19 protein-coding genes are annotated in these 20,171 nt (G+C 72.3%); 10 read left to right on the top strand and 9 right to left on the bottom strand.

Annotation, left to right across the window (positions count from 1 at the left end; translation table 11 throughout):
- Positions 1–36 precede the first annotated feature (36 nt).
- The 3 genes from mctP to IE106_RS01015 all read right to left on the bottom strand — a co-directional run bounded on the left by mctP (position 37) and on the right by IE106_RS01015 (position 2,969).
- A complete protein-coding gene (mctP, locus tag IE106_RS01025; RefSeq protein WP_189529303.1) occupies positions 37–1,659 on the bottom strand; it encodes a monocarboxylate uptake permease MctP in 1,623 nt (540 codons plus the stop codon).
- On the bottom strand, positions 1,656–1,919 hold the full coding sequence (locus IE106_RS01020) for a DUF3311 domain-containing protein (protein ID WP_189529302.1): 264 nt from the start codon (positions 1,917–1,919) through the stop codon (positions 1,656–1,658). Before IE106_RS01020 ends, mctP begins: the two co-directional genes overlap by 4 nt.
- Positions 1,920–2,183: 264 nt before the next feature.
- A complete protein-coding gene (locus IE106_RS01015) occupies positions 2,184–2,969 on the bottom strand; it encodes a GntR family transcriptional regulator (protein ID WP_189529906.1) in 786 nt (261 codons plus the stop codon).
- Between the two features lie 294 nt (positions 2,970–3,263).
- Between IE106_RS01015 and IE106_RS01010 the strand changes: the two genes are divergently transcribed.
- From IE106_RS01010 to IE106_RS00995, 4 genes are all read left to right on the top strand, one after another.
- Positions 3,264–4,541: an extracellular solute-binding protein gene (locus tag IE106_RS01010; RefSeq protein WP_189529301.1), complete on the top strand. Its 1,278-nt coding sequence runs from the start codon at positions 3,264–3,266 to the stop codon at positions 4,539–4,541.
- A gap of 74 nt (positions 4,542–4,615) precedes the next feature.
- Positions 4,616–5,626 (top strand): carbohydrate ABC transporter permease, encoded by a 1,011-nt coding sequence (locus tag IE106_RS01005; protein ID WP_189529300.1) that lies wholly within the window; start codon positions 4,616–4,618, stop codon positions 5,624–5,626.
- Between the two features lie 35 nt (positions 5,627–5,661).
- Entirely contained in the window at positions 5,662–6,528 is an 867-nt protein-coding gene (locus tag IE106_RS01000) for a carbohydrate ABC transporter permease (protein WP_189529905.1), read from the top strand.
- Positions 6,529–6,536: 8 nt separating this feature from the next.
- On the top strand, positions 6,537–8,060 hold the full coding sequence (locus IE106_RS00995; RefSeq protein WP_189529299.1) for a glycoside hydrolase family 3 protein: 1,524 nt from the start codon (positions 6,537–6,539) through the stop codon (positions 8,058–8,060).
- Positions 8,061–8,134: 74 nt separating this feature from the next.
- On the opposite strand, the gene nagB is transcribed toward IE106_RS00995, so the two are convergent.
- On the bottom strand, positions 8,135–8,920 hold the full coding sequence (gene nagB, locus IE106_RS00990) for a glucosamine-6-phosphate deaminase (RefSeq protein ID WP_189529298.1): 786 nt from the start codon (positions 8,918–8,920) through the stop codon (positions 8,135–8,137).
- A 173-nt stretch (positions 8,921–9,093) separates the two neighbouring features.
- On the opposite strand from nagB, the gene IE106_RS00985 reads away from it, so the two are divergent.
- Both IE106_RS00985 and IE106_RS00980 read left to right on the top strand, forming a co-directional pair.
- Positions 9,094–10,140: an SIS domain-containing protein gene (locus IE106_RS00985; protein ID WP_189529297.1), complete on the top strand. Its 1,047-nt coding sequence runs from the start codon at positions 9,094–9,096 to the stop codon at positions 10,138–10,140.
- A gap of 326 nt (positions 10,141–10,466) precedes the next feature.
- Positions 10,467–11,930, top strand: coding sequence for a sensor histidine kinase (locus IE106_RS00980; protein WP_189529296.1), 1,464 nt, complete (start codon positions 10,467–10,469; stop codon positions 11,928–11,930).
- A gap of 136 nt (positions 11,931–12,066) precedes the next feature.
- Here IE106_RS00980 and IE106_RS00975 read toward each other — a convergent pair whose 3' ends face one another.
- Together IE106_RS00975 and IE106_RS00970 are read right to left on the bottom strand one after the other, a co-directional pair.
- On the bottom strand, positions 12,067–12,324 hold the full coding sequence (locus tag IE106_RS00975) for a WhiB family transcriptional regulator (protein WP_003953983.1): 258 nt from the start codon (positions 12,322–12,324) through the stop codon (positions 12,067–12,069).
- 317 nt (positions 12,325–12,641) lie between these two features.
- Positions 12,642–13,610, bottom strand: coding sequence for a diacylglycerol/lipid kinase family protein (locus tag IE106_RS00970; RefSeq protein ID WP_189529295.1), 969 nt, complete (start codon positions 13,608–13,610; stop codon positions 12,642–12,644).
- Positions 13,611–13,679: 69 nt separating this feature from the next.
- Here IE106_RS00970 and IE106_RS00965 point away from each other — a divergent pair, with 69 nt between their 5' ends.
- Entirely contained in the window at positions 13,680–14,102 is a 423-nt protein-coding gene (locus IE106_RS00965; RefSeq protein ID WP_189529294.1) for a hypothetical protein, read from the top strand.
- A 53-nt stretch (positions 14,103–14,155) separates the two neighbouring features.
- Here IE106_RS00965 and IE106_RS00960 read toward each other — a convergent pair whose 3' ends face one another.
- The 3 genes from IE106_RS00960 to IE106_RS00950 all read right to left on the bottom strand — a co-directional run bounded on the left by IE106_RS00960 (position 14,156) and on the right by IE106_RS00950 (position 16,712).
- The gene (locus IE106_RS00960; RefSeq protein WP_373295896.1) at positions 14,156–15,118 is read right to left on the bottom strand and encodes an RNA polymerase sigma factor SigF; all 963 of its coding nucleotides are present in this window, start codon (positions 15,116–15,118) and stop codon (positions 14,156–14,158) included.
- Entirely contained in the window at positions 15,118–15,531 is a 414-nt protein-coding gene (locus IE106_RS00955) for an ATP-binding protein (RefSeq protein ID WP_028963827.1), read from the bottom strand. Before IE106_RS00955 ends, IE106_RS00960 begins: the two co-directional genes overlap by 1 nt.
- Before the next feature lie 263 nt (positions 15,532–15,794).
- Positions 15,795–16,712 (bottom strand): 1-aminocyclopropane-1-carboxylate deaminase/D-cysteine desulfhydrase, encoded by a 918-nt coding sequence (locus IE106_RS00950; RefSeq protein WP_189529292.1) that lies wholly within the window; start codon positions 16,710–16,712, stop codon positions 15,795–15,797.
- A gap of 213 nt (positions 16,713–16,925) precedes the next feature.
- On the opposite strand from IE106_RS00950, the gene IE106_RS00945 reads away from it, so the two are divergent.
- The 3 genes from IE106_RS00945 (at position 16,926) to IE106_RS00935 (ending at position 20,124) form a co-directional block, all read left to right on the top strand.
- On the top strand, positions 16,926–18,347 hold the full coding sequence (locus IE106_RS00945; protein WP_189529291.1) for a family 2B encapsulin nanocompartment shell protein: 1,422 nt from the start codon (positions 16,926–16,928) through the stop codon (positions 18,345–18,347).
- Between the two features lie 86 nt (positions 18,348–18,433).
- Positions 18,434–19,498 (top strand): family 2 encapsulin nanocompartment cargo protein polyprenyl transferase, encoded by a 1,065-nt coding sequence (locus tag IE106_RS00940; RefSeq protein WP_189529290.1) that lies wholly within the window; start codon positions 18,434–18,436, stop codon positions 19,496–19,498.
- A gap of 380 nt (positions 19,499–19,878) precedes the next feature.
- On the top strand, positions 19,879–20,124 hold the full coding sequence (locus IE106_RS00935) for a hypothetical protein (RefSeq protein ID WP_189529289.1): 246 nt from the start codon (positions 19,879–19,881) through the stop codon (positions 20,122–20,124).
- Positions 20,125–20,171 lie beyond the last annotated feature (47 nt).

Genomic DNA, 20,171 nt, shown 5'->3' with positions numbered 1-20,171 from the left:
TGGAGCGGGGCGCGGGTGCCGGAAGGGCGCCCGGGCTCAGTGACCGGTTCCCACCTTGGGGAGTTCGGGGCTGACACCGGGGTCGCCGACGTCGGCGGTGTAGTCGGACTCCGCCGTCTCGTCGACGCCCTCGGGCGCCTTGACCGCCCGCAGGACGAAGGTGAGGACGACCGTGACCAGCAGGTTCAGGGCGAACGCGGTGAGACCGATGTAGCCGATCTCGCCGATGCCGGGGATCTCCGCCGACGAGCCGCCGAAGTGCCGCTGCGTGGGGCTCGCCACGTTGTACGCGGTCCACGTGCCGTACACCATGCCGACCGCCCAGCCGCCCAGCAGCGCCCAGCGGTGGAACCAGCGGGTGAACAGGCCGCCGACCAGCGCGGGGAAGGTCTGCAGGATCCAGATGCCGCCCAGCAGCTGGAAGTTGATGGCGACCGTCTTGTCCATCGTCAGGACGAAGGCGAGCGCGCCCACCTTCACCAGCAGCGACACGATCTTGGACACCTTGGTCTCCTGCGCCGGGGTGGCGTCCGGCTTCAGGAAGTCCTTGTAGATGTTGCGGGTGAAGAGGTTCGCCGCGGCGATGGACATGATGGCGGCCGGGACGAGCGCGCCGATGCCGATCGCGGCGAAGGCCACGCCCGTGAACCAGTCCGGGAACATGTCCTCGAACAGCTGCGGGATGGCCAGCTGGCCGTTCTGCACCTTGATGCCGGCGGCGATCGCCATGAACCCGAGGAGCGCGAGCAGGCCCAGCATCAGCGAGTACAGCGGCAGGATCGTGGTGTTGCGGCGGATCACGTCGCGGCTGCCGGACGACAGGGTCGCCGTGATCGAGTGCGGGTACATGAACAGCGCCAGCGCCGAGCCGAGCGCCAGCGTGGCGTACGTCCACTGGCCCGCGTCGCCCGGCACGAGCGCGCCGCGCGGCTTGTCGGTCACCGGGTTGACCTGGTCGAAGGCCTTGCCCGCGGTGTCGAAGATGACGTCGAACCCGCCCAGTTTGATGGGGATGTAGACGATGGCGACCGCGATGACCAGGTAGATCAGCGTGTCCTTGACGAACGCGATCAGCGCGGGGGCGCGCAGTCCGGAGGAGTACGTGTACGCCGCGAGCACGCCGAAGGCGATGAGCAGCGGCAGGTCCTTGACGAACCAGTGCGTCGACTCGCCGCCGCCGACGCCCATCACGTCCAGCACGGCCTGGATGCCGACCAGCTGGAGCGCGATGTACGGCATCGTGGCGAGGATGCCGGTGACGGCGACGGCCAGCGACAGGCCCTTGGAGCCGAAGCGGCCGCGCACGAAGTCGGAGGTGGTGACGTAGCCGTGCTTGTGCGACACCGACCACAGGCGGGGCAGGAAGGTGAAGATCAGCGGGTAGACGAGGATCGTGTACGGCACGGCGAAGAAGCCGGCCGCGCCCGCCGCGTAGATGGCCGCGGGGACGGCGACGAAGGTGTACGCCGTGTAGAGGTCGCCGCCGAGCAGGAACCAGGTGACCCAGGTGCCGAACGAGCGGCCGCCCAGGCCCCATTCGTCCAGGCTGTTCTCGTTCTCCGCCCTGCGCCAGCGGGCGGCCATGAAGCCGAGGACCGTGACGACGAGGAAGAAGAAGACGAAGACGGCGAGCGCGACGCCGTTGACACCGTCGTTCATCGCTCCGCACCCCCGTCCCGGGAGGCGCGGGCGCGCTGCTCACGGTGCCACAGCCGGTACGCGACCATCGTCAGCACGGTCGACAGCACGACCCACAGCATCTGGTACCAGTAGAAGAACGGGATCCCGATGAGCGCGGGGTCCCTCCGGGCGTAGGAGCTCACCCAGAGCATCGCGACGAACGGGGCGATCAGGCAGAGCGCGATCACCACCCGGACCGGAGTGACCACCGGTTGTTTCTCTTGTGCCGCCTCGGACATGGCGAACCGTCCCCTCATGATCAGCCGTAGATGCGGTGAATCTAGGGGACGTCCCGGCCCCAGGGAACCCGTCACTTGATAACGGTGTGACTGCGTGACCACGGGGACCGCGGTGAGGGGGGTTTGTCGCGACCGCGGGTCCCGGCGCCGGCCCGCCGCCCGTCTCCCGCGGCGGCGGGCGGCGGCGGGGGCGCCGCGGACGACGGGGCGGCCGCGCCCGGGTGCCGGGCGCGGCCGCCGTACGTCCGCGCGGGGACGGGTCCGCTACTCGGAGGCGGGCCGCTTCAGGCGCGCCACGAACTTGTAGCGGTCGCCCCGGTACACCGACCGGACCCACTCCACGGGGGCGCCGTTCTCGTCGATCGAGTGGCGGGAGAGCAGCAGCATGGGCAGGCCCACGTCGGTGCCGAGCAGCCCCGCCTCGCGGGGGGTGGCCAGGGAGGTCTCGATGGTCTCCTCGGCCTGGGCCAGCCGCACGTCGTACACCTCGGAGAGCGCCGTGTAGAGGGAGGTGTACTTCACCAGGGAGCGGCGCAGCGCCGGGAAGCGCTTGGCCGACAGGTGCGTCGTCTCGATGGCCATCGGCTCCCCGCTGGCGAGGCGGAGCCGCTCGATGCGCAGGACGCGCCCGCCGGGCTCTATGTCGAGCAGCCCCGCGAGGGTGTCGTCGGCGGTGACGTACCCGATGTCCAGCAGCTGGGAGGTCGGCTCCAGGCCCTGGGCGCGCATGTCCTCGGTGTACGAGGTGAGCTGGAGCGCCTGGGAGACCTTGGGCTTCGCCACGAAGGTGCCCTTGCCCTGGATCCGCTCCAGGCGGCCCTCGACGACCAGCTCCTGGAGGGCCTGGCGCACGGTGGTGCGGGAGGTGTCGAACTCGGCGGCGAGGGTGCGCTCCGGCGGTACGGGCGTGCCGGGGGGCAGCGTCTCGGTCATCTCCAGCAAGTGCCGCTTGAGCCGGTAGTACTTCGGCACGCGAGCCGTGCGGGTCGCCGTCCCGTTCTCGGACGGGAGTCCGCCCGCGGTCTCCGTACCGCCGCTGTCCGGGGCCATGGCCTGCCTCTCCGACTCCTGTACTGCTGCCGTCACCGGCTCCTCCGTCTGTCGCGGCTCACATGGTGGCACGGACCGGTCACGGGTCGTCGCCCTTCCTCAGGTGTCGGTCCGATAACGGACGCAACAGCCCCTCTTATACACCCTTGACACCCCCAAAGGTCTAGGCCAAGCTCCGGGTTACTGGTCTAAACCATTAAAGATCAGGTCCCAGCCCCACGAGCAATGATCGTCGTTCGTCGTACGTATGTCTTCGCGGTGGGCGGGGTTGCAGGCATCCCTGAGGAGGGTGGCGTGAAGCGCAAGCTCATCGCGGCGATCGGCGTCGCGGGCATGATGGTCGGCATCACCGCGTGCGGCGGTTCGGACAACGGCGGCGGCAAGGCGGGCGGGGCCAAGGAGCTCACCGTCTGGCTGACCGTCGACGCGCAGAACAACTGGCCCGAGCTGGTCAAGGCCGCCGACGACGCGATCGTCAAGAAGTACCCGGGCATCAAGATCAAGCACGAGTACTACGGCTGGCCCGACAAGAACACCAAGCTCGACGCCGTCCTGGCCACGGACAAGGCCCCCGACGTGGTCGAGATGGGCAACTCCGAGATGATCGGCTACATGGCGAAGGGCGCCTTCGCCGAGGTCGACCCGAAGAAGTTCGACAACTCGGACAAGTGGCTGGACGCGCTCAAGGCGTCCGTCACCTACAACGGCAAGACCTACGGCGTCCCCTACTACGCCGGCGGCCGCGTGGGCACCTGGCGCAAGGACATCGCCGCCGAGGTCGGCGTCACGTCCACCCCGAAGACCTGGGCGGAGCTGACCGCGGCCCTGGACAAGATCCAGGCCAAGAAGGGCGACAAGTTCAGCGCCTGGTACCAGCCTTCGCCCGACTGGTACGGCGCGATGGCCTTCGTCTACGAGGCCGGCGGCTCCATCGCCAAGCAGGAGGGCGACTCCTGGAAGGCGAACCTCTCCTCGCCGGAGTCGGTCAAGGGCCTCACCGCGTACAAGAGCGTCCTCGACAAGTACATGCACGGCGACAAGACGAAGGACGAGTCCGACCGCCCCGTCGTCTTCGGCCAGGGCAACGCCGCCACCATCTTCGGTGCCGGCTGGGAGGGCGCCACCGCCGCCGACCCGAAGAACGACAAGGTCGGCGGACTGAAGGACAAGCTCGCGGACTTCGTCATGCCCGGCCCGTCCGGCAAGAACCTCCCCGTCTTCCTCGGCGGCTCCGACCTGGCCATCCCGGTCAAGTCCACGTCCCAGGACGTCGCGGCCGAGTGGATCGCCGTCTTCACCGGCGCCCAGGGCCAGAAGGGCCTCGCCGCCAAGGGCAACCTGCCCAACAACAAGGCCGACCTCGCCCCGCTGAAGAACGACCCGAAGACCGCCGTCCCGGCCACCGCCGCCGAGTCCAGCTGGTTCGTCCCGACCGCGCCCGGCTGGGGCCAGGTCGAGAAGAGCCAGATCCTCAAGACGATGCTCATCGAGATCGCCAACGGCAAGAAGCCGGTCGAGGCCGCCGCGAAGGACGCGGACGCCGCGATCGACAAGGTCATCAACAACAAGTGACCTGTGGGCGGGGCCCCGTCGCACGACGGGGCCCCGCCGCCCGTATCACGAGAGGGATCGCTGAGGAGCACGGGATGAGTGCCGCTGAGACAACCACCGCGAAGGCGCCGGCGGTGCGCCACGCGCCACCGCCCGGCCCGAGCGCCGGACCCACCGCCGGGAAGCCGGACGACAAGCGGACCAGGGGCGGCACGGGCCCCGGGGCCGGAGTGCCGTGGCTTCTCCTCGCGCCCTGCCTCACCGTCCTGGTGCTGGTGCTCGGCTATCCGCTGGTGCGCCTGGTCGCCCTCTCCTTCCAGAAGTTCGGCCAGCCCCAGCTGTGGGGCTTCCAGGAGGCCGAGAACGTCGGCCTGGAGAACTTCACCAGGATCCTCGGCGACGGCGAGTTCTGGGCCGTCGTCGTGCGCACGGTGATCTTCGCCGGCGGCGCCGTCATCCTCACCATGGTCCTCGGCATGCTGATCGCGCTGCTGCTCCAGCGGGTCTCGCCCTGGGTGAAGGCGCTCGTCAGCATCGTCCTGGTGGCCAGCTGGGGCATGCCCATCATCGTCGCCACCGCCATCTTCAAGTGGCTGTTCGACGCGGACTACGGTGTCCTCAACTGGCTCATCGACAAGCTGCCCGGCGTCGACATGATCGGCCACAACTGGTTCGCCAGCGGCCCCCAGGGCCTCGCCGTGATCATGCTGCTGGTCGTCTGGGGCGCCGTGCCCTTCGTCGTCATCACGCTCAGCGCGGGCCTCACCCAGGTCCCCAAGGAGCTGGAGGAGGCCGCCCGCCTCGACGGCGCCGGCGCCTGGGGCGTCTTCCGCTACGTCACCCTGCCGATCCTCAAGCCCATCATCGTCATGCTGACGACCCTCTCCGTCATCTGGGACATGGGCGTCTTCCCGCAGGTCTACGTGATGCGCAACGGCCACCCCGAGCCCGAGTTCCAGGTGCTCACCACCTACTCGTTCGACAAGGCGTTCGTCGTCAACGACTACGGCACCGGCTCGGCCATCGCCCTCGTCACGGTCTTCCTGCTGCTCGGCGCGGTCGCCGTCTACATGCGTCAGATGCTCAAGATCGGAGAGGTGGAGTGAGCGCCAACGCCACGGCCGCCCCGGCCAACCCCGTGATCCCGACGGCCCCCGCCGCCAAGGCCCCCCAGGTCGCCACCCGCCGCCGGCGCCCCGCGAAGCTCGGCTGGAACCTGCTGGGACTCCTCGTCTTCACCGTCCTCGGCTTCCCCGTCTACTGGATGGTGAACACGGCCTTCAAGCCGGCCAAGGACGCGATCGACCCCGACCCGCACTTCTTCCCCTCCACCTTCACGCTGGAGAACTTCGAGCGCGCCCTGCAGATCGCGGACTTCTGGGGTCCCGTCGGCCGCAGCTTCGTCGTCTCCCTGGTCGTCGTCGTCATCGGCATCGCGGTCGGCATGCTCGCGGCGCTCGCCATCTCGCGGTTCGCCTTCCGCGGTCGCAAGATCGTCATCGTCGGCATCCTCGCCGTCCAGATGGTCCCGCTCGTCGCCATGATCATCCCGGTCTTCCTGCTCCTCAACGACCTGGGCCAGTACGACAAGCTCACCGGCCTGATCATCACGTACCTGACCTTCGTCCTGCCGTTCACCGTCTGGACCCTGCGCGGCTTCATCGTGAACATCCCCAAGGAGCTGGAGGAGGCGGCCATGGTCGACGGCTGCACCCGCACCGGCGCCTTCGTCCGCGTCGTCTTCCCGCTGCTCGCCCCGGGCATGGTCGCCACGTCCGTCTACGGCTTCATCCAGGCCTGGAACGAGTACCTGTACGCGCTGATGCTGATGAGCCAGCAGAACCAGACGGCCACCGTCTGGCTCGGCAACTTCATCACGAAGAACGGCACCGAGTACGCCCCGATGATGGCGGGCTCCACCATGATGGCCGTCCCGATCGTGATCCTCTTCCTCCTCGTCCAGCGCAAGATGGCCGCGGGCCTCACGGCCGGCGCAGTGAAGGGATGACCGGTCCCATGACCACAGTCGTACGCGGCACCTCCGACACGCTGACCCGCGACGCCCTCACCGTCCTCCAGCCCGGCTTCGTGGGCACCACCCCGCCGGACTGGCTGCTGCGCCGCATCGGCGAAGGGCTCTCCTCGGTCGGCCTGTTCGGCCGCAACATCACCACCCCCGAGCAGCTGACCGCGCTCACCGCGCGGCTGCGCGCCGAGCGCGACGACGTCCTCGTCGCCATCGACGAGGAGGGCGGCGACGTCACCCGCCTGGAGGTCCGCACCGGTTCCTCCTTCCCCGGCAACCTGGCGCTCGGCGTCGTCGACGACCCCGACCTGACCCGCGCCGTCGCCCACGAGCTGGGCCGCCGCCTGGCCGCCTGCGGGGTGGACTTCAACTGGGCGCCGTCCGCCGACGTCAACTCCGACCCGGACAACCCGGTCATCGGCGTGCGGTCCTTCGGCGCCGACCCGCAGCTCGTCTCCCGGCACACCGTGGCGTACGTCGAGGGCATGCAGTCCGCCGGTGTCGCCGCCTGCACCAAGCACTTCCCCGGGCACGGCGACACGAGTGTGGACTCCCACCTCGCGACCCCCCGCATCGATGTGGATCCGGACACACTGCACGCCCGTGAGCTGGCACCTTTCCGCGCGGCCATCGCGGCGGGTTCCAAATCGGTGATGAGCGCGCATATCCTGCTTCCCGCGCTCGACCCCGACCGCCCCGCCACCCTGAGCCCGCGGATCCTCACCGGACTGCTGCGCCGGGAGCTGGGCTACGAGGGGCTGATCGTCACCGATGGCATGGAGATGCAGGCCATCGCGTCGACGTACGGCATCGAGCGCGGCTCCGTCCTCGCGATCGCGGCGGGCGCCGACGCCATCTGCGTCGGCGGCGGCCTGGCGGACGAGGAGACCGTCCTGGGCCTGCGCGACGCGCTGGTGGAGGCGGTACGAACCGGTGGACTGCCCGAGGAGCGACTGGCCGACGCGGCGGCGCGGGTGCGCGCCCTCGCGTCCTGGACCCAGGCGCACCGGGCCAGGGGGGCTGGCTCGGAGCCGGGCGCGGCGGTGCAGGAGGGGACCGCGCCCGGCACCGACATCGGTCTGGTGGCGGCACGCCGCGCGCTGCGTGTGACGCTGGGGGAGGCGCCGTACGCGCCGCCGCGGTCGGCGCCGTACGTGGCGTCCTTCGCGCCCGTCGCCAACATCGCCGTGGGCGACGAGACGCCGTGGGGCGTCGGCGCCGAACTGGAGCGGCTGCTGCCGGGGACGCGGACCGGGACGTACGGCCCGGACACCGCCGCCGAGGACGTGCTGCGGGCGGCGGGGGAGCGCCGGATCGTGGCCGTCGTGCGCGACGCGCACCGTCACGCCTGGATGAGGGAGGCGCTGGACGGGCTGCTCGCCGCCCGCCCCGACACGGTCGTGGTGGAGATGGGCCTGAACCAGGCTCCGCCGCGCGGGGCCCTGCACATCGCGACGCACGGCGCGGCGCGGGTCTGCGGGATCGCGGCGGCGGAGGCCGTCGCCGGGGTGTAGCGCACACGACGGAGGGGCCGGACACCCGCGGGTGTCCGGCCCCTCCGTCGTGTGCCGCGGGGTTCCGCGGCGGTCTACAGGCCCTGCCAGGAGGGCTTGTTGGCGTAGGTGTGGCGGAAGTATCCGGCGAGCTTCAGCTTGGAGGCGGCGGCCTCGTCGACGACGACCGTCGCGTGCGGGTGCAGTTGCAGCGCGGACGCCGGGACGAGCGCGGCGACCGGGCCCTCGACGGTCTGCGCGACCGCCTCGGCCTTCCCCTCGCCGGTGGCCAGGAGGACCAGGTGGCGGGCCTCCAGGATGGTGCCGATGCCCTGCGTGATGACATGGTGGGGCACCTGGTCGATGTCGCCTTCGAAGAACCGGGCGTTGTCGATCCGGGTCTGCTCGGTGAGCGTCTTGATGCGGGTGCGGGAGGCGAGCGACGAGCAGGGCTCGTTGAAGCCGATGTGCCCGTCCGTGCCGATGCCGAGTATCTGGAGGTCCACGCCGCCCGCCTCGGCGAGCGCCCTGTCGTACGCCTCGCACGCCGCCTGCACGTCCTCGGCGGTGCCGTCCGGGCCCAGGAAGGAGTCCGGGCCCAGGCCCAGCGGCTCCACGACCTGGCGCAGCACCGTGGAGCGGTACGACTCGGGGTGCCCGGCGGGCAGCCCGACGTACTCGTCGAGCTGGGCGACCCGGGCGCGCGAGACGTCCACCGCGCCGGAGCGGACCTTGGCGGTCAGGGCGTCGTAGACGGGCAGCGGCGTCGAGCCGGTGGCCACGCCGAGCAGGGCGTCGGGCTTGCGGCGCAGGAGGGTCGCGATCGCCTCCGCGATGAGTTCGCCGCCTGCCTTGGCGTCCTGGACGATGACAACTTCCACGCTGGGCCTGCCGATCTGGGAGGAGGGGGAAAGGGAGTCACACGCAAGGTGGTATAGACCAATCTAGCAGAACGGGCCCGCTGCCCCATGGCCCGATCCGCTCCGTGGACGGCCCGCGCCGGAGGGGCGGGCACCGCTGGCGGACCCCCGTGATCCCTGGTCGACTGGGAGTCATGAGCGACGAGCCCGGACGGATCATGGCGGGGGAGATGGCGGAGCAGCCCGCCGTGCTGCGCCGCATCCTGGAGCGGGGCGCACCCGACATCCGCGCGGTCGCGCAGGCCGTCGCCGCGCGCGGGCCGCGCTTCGTCCTGCTGACCGCGCGCGGCACCTCCGACAACGCCGCGCTGTACGCCAAGTACCTCCTGGAGATCCGCCTCGGCCTGCCCTGCGGGCTCACCTCCATGTCGACGACCACCGCGTACGGGGCGAAGCCGAGGCTGGCCGACGTCCTGGTGATCACCGTCAGCCAGTCCGGCGGCTCGCCCGACCTGGTGGCCTCCACGCGGGCGGCGCGGGAGGCGGGGGCGATCACGCTGGCGGTGACGAACAACCCGGACTCCCCGCTCGCGGCCGTGTCCGAGTACCACGTCGACGTCCTCGCCGGCCCCGAGAAGGCGCTCCCCGCCACGAAGACGTACACGGCGTCGCTGCTCGCCCTCTACCTTTTCGTGGAGGGCCTGGCCGGCGGCGACGGCTCGGCGGCGCGGGCCCTGCCCGACCTGGCGGCGCGGATCCTGGCCCGCCAGGACGAGGTGCGCGCCCTGGCCGCCCGCTACCGGTTCGCCGAGCGGATGGTGATCACCTCGCGCGGGTACGGCTACCCGACGGCCAAGGAGGCCGCCCTGAAGCTGATGGAGACCAGCTACATCCCGGCGCTCTCCTACTCCGGCGCCGACCTGCTGCACGGTCCGCTGGCCATGGTCGACAACGTCTCGCCCGTCATCGCCGTGGTGACCGGGGGACGCGGCGGGGAGGCGCTCCAGCCGGTGCTGGACCGGCTGCGCGGCCGGGGCGCGGACCTGTTCGTCGTGGGGCCGAGGGCCCAGGTGGAGGCGGCGTCGGCCGGGTTCGTCCTGCCGGTGGACGGCCTTCCGGAGGAGCTCCAGCCGATCCTGGAGATCCTGCCGCTCCAGCTCCTCGCGTACGAGGTGACGATCGCCCGCGGGCAGGACCCGGACGCACCGAGGGCCCTGGCGAAGGTGACGGAGACCCGCTGAGGGCCACGGGGCCCCAGGAGCACCCGCGGGCCGCGGCGCCGCGACGGGACCCTCAACCCGTCCGGCACCGCAGCCCGGAGTTGCAACGGCCGAGGGTGTGCGGTCCCGCGGCCGCGGGTGAGGCCTCGGCGCAGTCAGGGCAGAGAGCGCCGGAGCCTCGGTCCGCCCTCCTGTGCGGGGAGGGCGGAAGCCTTACCACCCATTGTGGACTAGACCAATTCCGTCTGTCCATCCGTCGGCGGAAGGTGCTGTACCGGTCCATCCTCCACCACGGACCGGCAAAGCACCAGGTTCAACCACACGGGTACGCTCGCAGGGTGCCGTCCATGAACGACCTCGTCCGCCAGCACACCGCCCTCGGCGAGTCCGACCTCGAGTGGCTCCACCTGCTGGTCTCGGAGTGGCAACTGCTCTCCGACCTCTCCTTCGCCGACCTCGTGCTGTGGGTCCCCACCCGCGACGGCACCCGCTACGTCTCCGTCGCGCAGATGCGCCCCAACACCGGGCCCACCTCCTACCAGGACGACATGGTGGGCCACCTCGTCCCCCGCGGCCGCCGGCCGCTGCTCGACGCCGCCCTCGACGAGGGCCGCATCGTGCGCGAGGGCGACCCGGAGTGGCGCGAGGAGGTGCCGGTACGGGTCGAGTCGATCCCCGTGCGGCGCGAGGGCCGCGTCCTCGGTGTGATCGCCCGCAACACCAACCTGCTCACGGTCCGCACCCCCTCCCGGCTGGAGCTCACCTACCTCCAGTCCGCCTCCGACCTGGCCCAGATGATCGCCGCCGGGGCCTTCCCCTTCCCCGAGCAGCAGGTCGACATGGACGCCTCGCCGCGCGCCGGCGACGGGCTGATCCGGCTCGACGCGGACGGCGTCGTCCAGTACGCCTCGCCGAACGCGCTCTCCGCGTACCACCGCCTCGGCCTGGCCGCCGACCTGGTCGGCCAGCACCTCGGCCAGATCACCGCCGAACTGGCGCCCTCCCGCGGACCCGTCGACGAGGCGCTCGTCAAACTGGCCAGCGGCTACGCCCCGCGCGAGACGGAGGTCGAGGGCAACAGCGGCGTCATCCAGCTCCGCGCCATCCCCCTCAAGCCGAAGGGCACCCGGATCGGTTCGCTCGTCCTGCTCCGCGACGTGACGGAACTGCGCCGCCGCGAACGCGAGTTGATCACCAAGGACGCCACCATCCGGGAGATCCACCACCGGGTGAAGAACAACCTCCAGACGGTCGCCGCGCTGCTGCGCCTCCAGGCCCGCCGGATGGACTCCGATCAGGGGCGGGAGGCGCTGAACGAGGCGGTGCGCCGGGTCGGCTCCATCGCCATCGTCCACGAGACCCTGTCGCAGAACCTCGACGAGCGCGTCGAGTTCGACGACATCGCGGACCGGGTGATCTCGATGGTGGCGGAGATCTCCCCGGGCAAGGTGGTCTGCCGGCGCAACGGGCGCTTCGGCATCCTGGACGCCGAGGTGGCCACCCCCCTGTCGATGGTGCTCACCGAGATCCTGCAGAACGCCCTGGAGCACGCCTTCGCCCCGGCCGAGCAGGGCACGGTCGAGGTCACGGCGGTCCGCGGCGACGGGCGCGACGCCCGGCTGCTGATCACCGTCCAGGACGACGGCCGCGGCCTGCCGGAGGGCTTCGACCCGCAGCGCGCCGGCAACCTCGGACTGCAGATCGTGCGAACGCTGGTGGAGGGCGAGTTGGGCGGCACCTTCGACATGCGCCCGGCGCCCGACCGGGGGACGCGCGTGGTGCTCGACGTCCCGGTCCGCGCGCAGAGGTAGCCGCCGCGCCCGGCGCGCGCCGCGCGGGACGCGGGTGCGGACGGCAGCGAGCCCCGGACCGTATCCGTACGGTCCGGGGCTCGAATGCTGTGGGTTACTGCTGCGCGCTGCTACTCGGGAGGCGCGGTGGCGGTGCTCAGGCGCTGGCGTTGCGCGCCCGGTTACGGGCGGCGCGGCGCTTCATCGCGCGGCGCTCGTCCTCGCTGAGGCCACCCCAGACGCCGGAGTCCTGGCCGGACTCGAGCGCCCACTGCAGGCACTGCTCCATGACGGGGCAGCGACGGCAGACGGCCTTGGCTTCCTCGATCTGCAGCAGCGCAGGACCGGTGTTGCCGATGGGGAAGAACAGCTCGGGGTCTTCCTCACGACAAACGGCGTTGTGACGCCAGTCCATGGCTGCTACCTCTCCTTGGTGTTGCATGCAAGTTGCTTGTGAATGTGAACGCTTTCACGAATCCCCCCGCAAGGGAAGGGCCGACGGCCAGCCGAACTGGTGTGGTCCTGGTTTGAGGAGGGGTTCTGGCTTTCACTGGAGGCCGGTGTTGCGGGCCGTCCCGATCGCCACGTAGAGACTCGCAAACCTCGGCGGCGGATACAACCCCTTCCGGAAAGTTTTTTTTGATTCCTCGGTGTCGGCTAGGTCACAGCCGTACTTCTATAGGGTGGACCCCAGCCCAAGCGTTCGAGATAAAGGGCCAAGGGCCCTTCTACTCACACAATCACACCCAGTGCACGGCGAACGCCTGTGAACGTCACGCTCGTACGGAGCCCCAGGTGGTCACCGTCCATCTGGAACGGCAGCGGCACCTTCGAATGCAAGGTGAAGTCCGTCTGGTCGTGCAGGGAGACCGCGTGCCTGCCCCGCGGGCCGCGCTCCGGGCTGGACGTCAGCAGCTGCGTCCCGTACCGGGCGACGGCGGGTCCCGAGAGCCGGTTCAGCCCCAGCACGTCGAGGGCCTTGTCGAAGGACGCCTCCGGCGACGCGTACACCGGTTTGCTCCCCAGGTACGTCCAGGGGGACGTGTTGCAGATTATCGACAGCACCAGGTCCTCGACCGGGTCCCGGCCCGGCCGCTCCAGCGTGATCGTGCCGTGCCGCCGGTGCGGGTCCACCAGCAGCTGGCGGACGACCTGCCGCAGGTACAGCGCGTGCGTCGACCGCTTGCCGCGCTCCCGCTGCTGCTCGACGCGGCCGATCACGCCCGCGTCGAAGCCGAGGCCCGCGCAGAACGTGAACCAGCGGGCCGGCACCGCCTCGTCCTCCGTGCCCGGGGTGCCGGCCGCCAGGCCCAGCCCGATCGTCCGGCTCCGCCGCTCGCGCAGGGCGTCGAGGATCGCGCCGGTCGCCTCGACCGCGTCGTTCGGCAGGCCGAGCGCGCGGGCGAACACGTTCGTGGACCCACCGGGCACCACCGCCAGGCGCGGCAGCCGGTCCGGGTCGGGGCCGCGGTGCAGCAGGCCGTTGACGACCTCGTTGACCGTGCCGTCCCCGCCGAGCGCGACGACCAGGTCGACGTCCCCGGCGTCGGCGGCCCGCCGGGCGAGGTCCCGGGCGTGGCCCCGGTACTCCGTCGTCACGGCGTCCAGCTTCATCTCGCTGGCGAGTGCGTGGATCAGCACGTCACGGGTGCGGGCACTCGTGGTGGTGGCTGCCGGGTTGACCACGAGGAGTGCGCGCATGCCCGCCAGGTTACCTACCGTGCGGTACCGCGCCCAGGGGGGTCGGGGGCGGGCGGCTACCCTGCTGGGGTGAGCAGCAGCGAACAGAACCCCGCCCCCGCCTCGCGCCCCGCCCGGGTGACGGCCGCCGCGGCGGTGGCCGGACTGGAGGCGCTCGCCCTCCTCGCCGGGGGCGTCTACGTCCTGGTGAACACCCTGACCGGCACCCCCGACGGCTTCACCCAGGCCCTCACCGGCGGCGCGACGCTCATCGCGCTCGGCCTCATCCCGCTGCTGGCGGCGCGGGGCCTGCTGCTGTGCCGCAGCTGGAGCCGGGGGCCGGCGATCATCACGCAGATCCTGGCGCTGCCGGTGGCCTACACGCTCCTGACGGGCGTGGGCGCGGCGATCCCGGCCGGGATCGTGCTGGCGGTGGCGGCGGTGACCGCGCTGGTCCTCCTGGTCCACCCGACCACCACCCGGGCCCTGGGCATCACCGGCCGCACCCCCTGACGGGCCACCGGGTCACCCCGCCAGGGCCCCGGCCCGCCGGCGGCGGCGCGGGGTCACTCCTCCACCAGGAGCTTCTCCCGGAGCTGGGCCAGGGTGCGGGCCAGCAGCCGAGAGACGTGCATCTGGGAGATGCCCACCTCCTGCGCGATCTGCGACTGCGTCATGTTCCCGAAGAACCGCAGCAGCAGGATCCGCTTCTCCCGCGGCGGGAGGTCCTCCAGCAGCGGCTTGAGCGACTCCCGGTACTCGACGCCCTCCAGCGCCTCGTCCTCCGCGCCCAGGGTGTCCGCGACCGCGGGCGACTCGTCGTCCGTGTCGGGCACGTCCAGCGACAGCGTCGAGTACGCGTTCGCCGACTCCAGGCCCTCCAGGACCTCCTCCTCGGAGATCCCGAGCTTCTCCGCCAGCTCGTGCACGGTCGGTGACCGTCCGTGCAGCTGGGACAGCTCCGCGGTCGCCGTCGTGAGCGACAGCCGCAGCTCCTGCAGGCGCCGCGGCACCCGCACCGCCCAGCCCTTGTCGCGGAAGTGCCGCTTGATCTCGCCCACGACCGTCGGCGTCGCGTACGTCGAGAACTCGACGCCCCGCTCCGGGTCGAACCGGTCCACGGACTTGATCAGGCCGATCGTCGCGACCTGCGTCAGGTCGTCCAGCGGCTCGCCGCGGTTCCGGAACCGGCGCGCGAGGTGCTCGACGAGGGGCAGGTGCATCCGCACCAGCCGGTTGCGCAGCTCGGCCCGCTCCGGCGAGCCGTCCGGCAGACCGCGCAGCTCGACGAACATCGCCCGCGCGCCGCTCCGGTCCTGCGGATCGTGCTGCTGGTTCCGGTTCTGCCGCTCGTTCTCGCTCATCCGCGCCGCCCGTTCCGCCCGCGCCGGCGCCTCCACCGGGCCGTCCACCGAACCGTCCACCGGGTGCGGCCGCGCCTGCTGCTCCGGGATGCTCGCGATGCCCTCGGCCGCGTCCGCGGCCCCCGGGCCGCGCTCCTCGTTCCGCACCGGACCGCCCCCGTCCATCACGCCGGCCCGGGTCCCGCGCCGCGCTGTTTGTACAGGCTGATCGAGACCGTACGGTCGTCCGCGACCGACGAGTCCACCTTGCCCGCCAGGGCGGACAGCACCGTCCAGGCGAACGTGTCGCGCTCGGGCGCGCGGCCGTCGGTCGTGGGCGCCGACACCGTGACCTCCAGCGAGTCGTCGATCAGCCGGAACACGCAGCTGAGGACCGAGCCGGCCACGGCCTGCTGGAGCAGGATCGCGCACGCCTCGTCGACCGCGATGCGCAGGTCCTCGATCTCGTCGAGGGTGAAGTCCAAACGCGCCGCCAGGCCGGCCGTGGCCGTACGCAGCACGGACAGATAGGCACCCGCAGCGGGCAGCCGGACTTCCACGAAGTCCTGGGTCCCGGGCTCGCCTGCGATCTGGGACACCCTCACCTCCAAGGTGGCACAAACTCGTTCGGGGACCGGGAGGAGTGCGATCTCCCCGGAACCATGCGGTACGCAGGAATGCGTAGTCGCGGTGACGCTATCGCGATCCATGCCGCCGTGTCGCCGGGGATCCCGGACCAACGGTCGTCACTCATAGTAAACATATGGGCACGTACAGTGGCTAGGGGTCTGCGGCACCCAATCCTGCGGATCCGGCGGAGGATTGACGTACCCAGGCGCCGAGCGGTCGAACCGTCCCCGTCTCAGGCCCGCCACCCCCTGTCCGGATCCGGCCGGCCGGTCACCACCGCGGCGACCGTCGTACCAGGTGCGAAGGCGCCCTCCTCGGCCAGGGCGACCAGCGCGTACAGCATTTTGGCGACATAAAGCCGCTCCACCGCAAGTCCGTGGCGCGTCTCGAAGTCCTCCGCGAACGCCTCCAGCCCGGGACCCGTCCGCCCGTACCCGCCGAAGTGGAACCGGTCGTCCAGGCTCCACTCGCCGGCCGGCCCGCCGAACGCCGCGCTCTGCAGCGCCCGCACCTCCCCGCCCAGGAAGCCGCCCTTCAGCACCGGCACGCCCAGGGCACGCTGCCCCGGCGCCAGGCCCGCCGCCAGCCCGGCCAGCGTCCCGCCCGTGCCGCACGCCACCGCCACCACGTCCGCCCGGCCCCGCAGCTCCCGGCCCAGCCCCGCGCAGCCGCGCACCGCCGCCGCGTTGCTGCCGCCCTCCGGGACGACCACCGTGCCCTCCGGCGCGTCCCGCAGCAGCCGCGCCACCACCTCCGGGTCGCCCTTCGCCCGGTACGTCGCCCGGTCGACGAACACCAGGCGCATCCCGTCCGCCGCGCACCGCTCCAGCGACGGGTTCAGCGGCCGCCCGGCCAGCTCGTCGCCGCGGACCACGCCGACGGTCGGGAAGCCCAGCAGCCGCCCCGCCGCCGCGGTCGCCCGCAGGTGGTGGGAGTACGCCCCGCCGAACGTCAGCACCGGCCGCCCGGCCGCCGCGGCCAGGTTCGGCGCCAGCTTCCGCCATTTGTTGCCCACCAGGTCCGGGTGGATCAGGTCGTCCCGCTTCAGCAGCAGCCGCAGGCCGCGCCGGGCGAACCGGTCGTCGTCGGCCGGCCGCAGCGGCGAGGGCAGCCGCGGCTCCAGGGCGGCGGCGGGATCGCGGAAGGTCACCCGCCCATTGTGCGGCCTCGCGCGGCGTACGGACCGGTCCGGGGGGCGGCCGGGCCCCACCCGGCGGGCGGGACGGGGCGGGAATCGAAAACCGGGCCCCGCTGCCCCGTCCCGCACCGGCCCAGTCCCACTCGTTCGTGTAATGGCGCCGTCACGCCGCGCGCTGAAAGGCTTCGCCGGCAGGTCATCGGAGATCATCGAGAGGGACATTCCATGTCGGTTGGTTCGGTCGGTTCGGTTGGCGACGGCGCCGGGGCCGAACAGGCCCCGCAGCAGAGCCTCGGCACCGCCGCGGCGCGGAACCTGGCGACCACCACCAAGTCGGCGCCCCAGATGCAGGAGATCACCTCCCGGTGGCTCCTGCGGATGCTGCCGTGGGTGCAGGTCCAGGGCGGCACGTACCGGGTGAACCGGCGGTTCACGTACGCCGTGGGCGACGGGCGCGTCACGTTCGTGCAGACCGGCGAGAGGGTCGAGGTGATCCCCGCCGAACTGGGCGAGCTGCCCGCCCTGCGCGGGTACGACGACGAGGCGGCGCTCACCGAGCTGGCCCAGCGGTGCTCCCAGCGCGTGTACGCCTCCGGTGACGTGATCACCGAGGCCGGCGCCCCCGCGGACCGGGTGTTCCTGCTGGCGCACGGCCGGGTCGAGAAGGTCGGCGCCGGCCCGTACGGCGACGAGGCCGTCGTCGACGTCCTCGCGGACGGCGGGTACTTCGGCGACGTGTCCCTCCTCGACGGAGGGGCCACCTGGGAGCACACCCACCGCGCCGCCACCGCCTGCGTGGTGCTGGTGCTGACCCGCACCGACGTCCTCAACCTCGCCGAGCGCGCCGGGTCCCTCGCCGCGCACCTGGCCGGCGTGGCCGCGATCCCGCGGCAGCGGACCAACCGGTACGGCGAGAAGGCGATCGACCTCTCCTCCGGGCACCGGGGCGAGCCGGTCCTCCCGCACACCTACGTCGACTACGACCCGGCCCCGCGCGAGTACGAACTGAGCGTCGCCCAGACCGTGCTGAAGGTCCACACGCGCGTGGCGGACCTCTACAACCAGCCGATGAACCAGACCGAGCAGCAGCTGCGGCTCACGGTCGAGGCGCTGCGCGAGCGCCAGGAGCACGAACTGGTCAACAACCGCGAGTTCGGCCTCCTCGCCAACTGCGACTACGGCCAGCGGCTCCAGCCCCACGACGGCGTGCCGAGCCCGGACGACATGGACGAGCTGCTCTCCCGCCGGCGGGGCAGCAAGATGTTCCTCGCCCACCCGAAGGCCATCGCCGCCTTCGGCCGCGAGTGCAACAGGCGGGGCCTGGTCCCGGAGAGCATCGACGTGGGCGGGCACCGCATCCCCACCTGGCGCGGCGTGCCGATCTTCCCCTGCAACAAGATCCCGATCAGCGACGCGCGCACCACGTCCGTCATCTGCATGCGCACCGGCGAGTCGGAGCAGGGCGTCGTCGGCCTCCGTCAGACCGGCATCCCCGACGAGATCGAGCCGAGTACGTCGGTGCGTTTCATGGGTATCGACGAACAGGCCATCATCTCGTACCTGGTCACGGCCTACTACTCCGCGGCGGTCCTGGTGCCGGACGCCCTGGGCGTCCTGGAGAACGTCGAGGTCAGTCGCTGGAGGTGAGGACCGGGTGCGGGCGGGCGCGCCCCCTGGCGGGCGCCCCCCGCACCCCGCCCCGAGACGTACGCGCACGAGTGGAGGAGGAGACCGTGACGACGACCGGCACGGACAGGACCGGCACGCGGCACGAGGGCGCCGGCCGGGACGCGGTGGCGCTCCTCGACCGCGCGCACGCCGTCGTCACCCCACGGCTGCGCGCCGACCTCGCCACCCTGCCCGCCCCGCTGCGGCGCGTGGCCATGTACCACTTCGGGTGGGAGCACGCCGACGGCAGGCCCGCCGCCGGCCGGGCCGGGAAGGCGGTCCGCCCCGCCCTGGTCCTCGCCTCGGCGCGCGCCCTGGGCGGCGACCCGGGCGCCGCCGTGCGGGCGGCCGCCGCGGTGGAGCTGGTGCACAACTTCACCCTCCTCCACGACGACATCGTCGACGAGGACCGCACCCGCCGGGGCCGGCCCACCGCGTGGACGGTCTTCGGCGTGCCCGACGCGCTCGTCACCGGCGACGCCCTCCAGGCCCTCGCCCTGACCGTCCTGGCCGCGGAGCGACACCCGGCGTCGGCGCCGGCCGCGGCCCGGCTCGGCGCGTGCGTGGTCGAGCTGTGCGCGGGGCAGCAGGCCGACTGCGCCTTCGAGGAGCGCCACCCCCGCGACGTGACGCTCGGCGAGTGCCTCGCCATGGCCGAGTCCAAGACGGGCGCGCTGCTCGGCTGCGCCTGCGCCCTGGGCGCGCTGTACGCGGGCGCGGGGGAGGCCGAGGTCGCCGCGATGGACGCGTTCGGGCGGCAGGCCGGGCTGGCGTTCCAGCTGGTCGACGACCTCATCGGCATCTGGGGCGACCCGCGGCGCACCGGCAAGCCCGCCGGGGCGGACCTGGCCGCCCACAAGAAGTCCCTGCCGGTCGTCGCCGCGCTCACTTCCGGGACGGCCGAGGCCGCGGAGCTGGCCGAGCTGTACGGGCGGCCGGACCTGGACGAGAAGGACGTGGCGCGCGCCGCCGGGGCCGTCGAGCGGGCCGGCGGCCGGGACTGGGCGCAGGCGGAGGCCGCGGACCGGATGGCGCGGGCGGTGCACGGGCTGTCGTGCGCGGTGCCGGACCTCGACGCGGCGGGGGAGCTGCTGGCGCTGGCCGAGTTCGTGACCCGGCGGAACCACTGACCCCGGCCGGTACGGGTGGCCGCCGGTGACGGCGGTGGCCCGTACCGGCTGCCCGTTCCGGTCCGTACCGGCTGCCCGTACCGGCTGCCCGTTCCGGTCCGTACCGGCGCCGGCGACCCGGCCGCCCGCGTCCGCGCCCCGAAGGTGGAGGAGGACCCGCTCGGCGTCCGGCCGCGCGGCGGCGCCCGTGTCGCCGGGGAGCCGGCCGACCGGGCCGGCGAGCCGGTGATCAGGACGTGCCCGCGGCTCCGCGGCCCGGGGCCGCCGCTGTTCGGCGGCGCCCCCTCCCCCGTCACCGGCTCCGCCCCGCGGGCGTCCGGACCTGCGGCGGCGCCGTCGCCCGCAGGGCCGGAACCGCCGAACCGCAATACCCTGGAGGCATGGGCAGCGAAGGACGCCGAACCGTCCGCAGCCCGCGGGAGGCACCGGCCGCCGAGCCGGTGTGCCCCTCCTGCGGGCAGCCTGTCGGCAAGGCCATACATCGACGCAAGGTGCTCGGCGCGTGGGTTCCCACCTGGCAGCCCCGGCCGTGCCACAACCCGCGGTGCGACCTCTTCGGCCGGTCGCCGCACGAGAGTGGGGGCGGATCGGGGAACGAGCCGGGCAACAGCGCCGAGACCGGCTGAAGTCAGGCTCCGGGGGTGTCCGGCGTCACGTCGGCGGCGGGCGTACC

This window comes from Streptomyces roseolilacinus (genome assembly GCF_014649335.1).
GTDB lineage: Bacteria > Actinomycetota > Actinomycetes > Streptomycetales > Streptomycetaceae > Streptomyces > Streptomyces roseolilacinus.
This window is presented reverse-complemented; position numbering and strand designations above follow the sequence as displayed.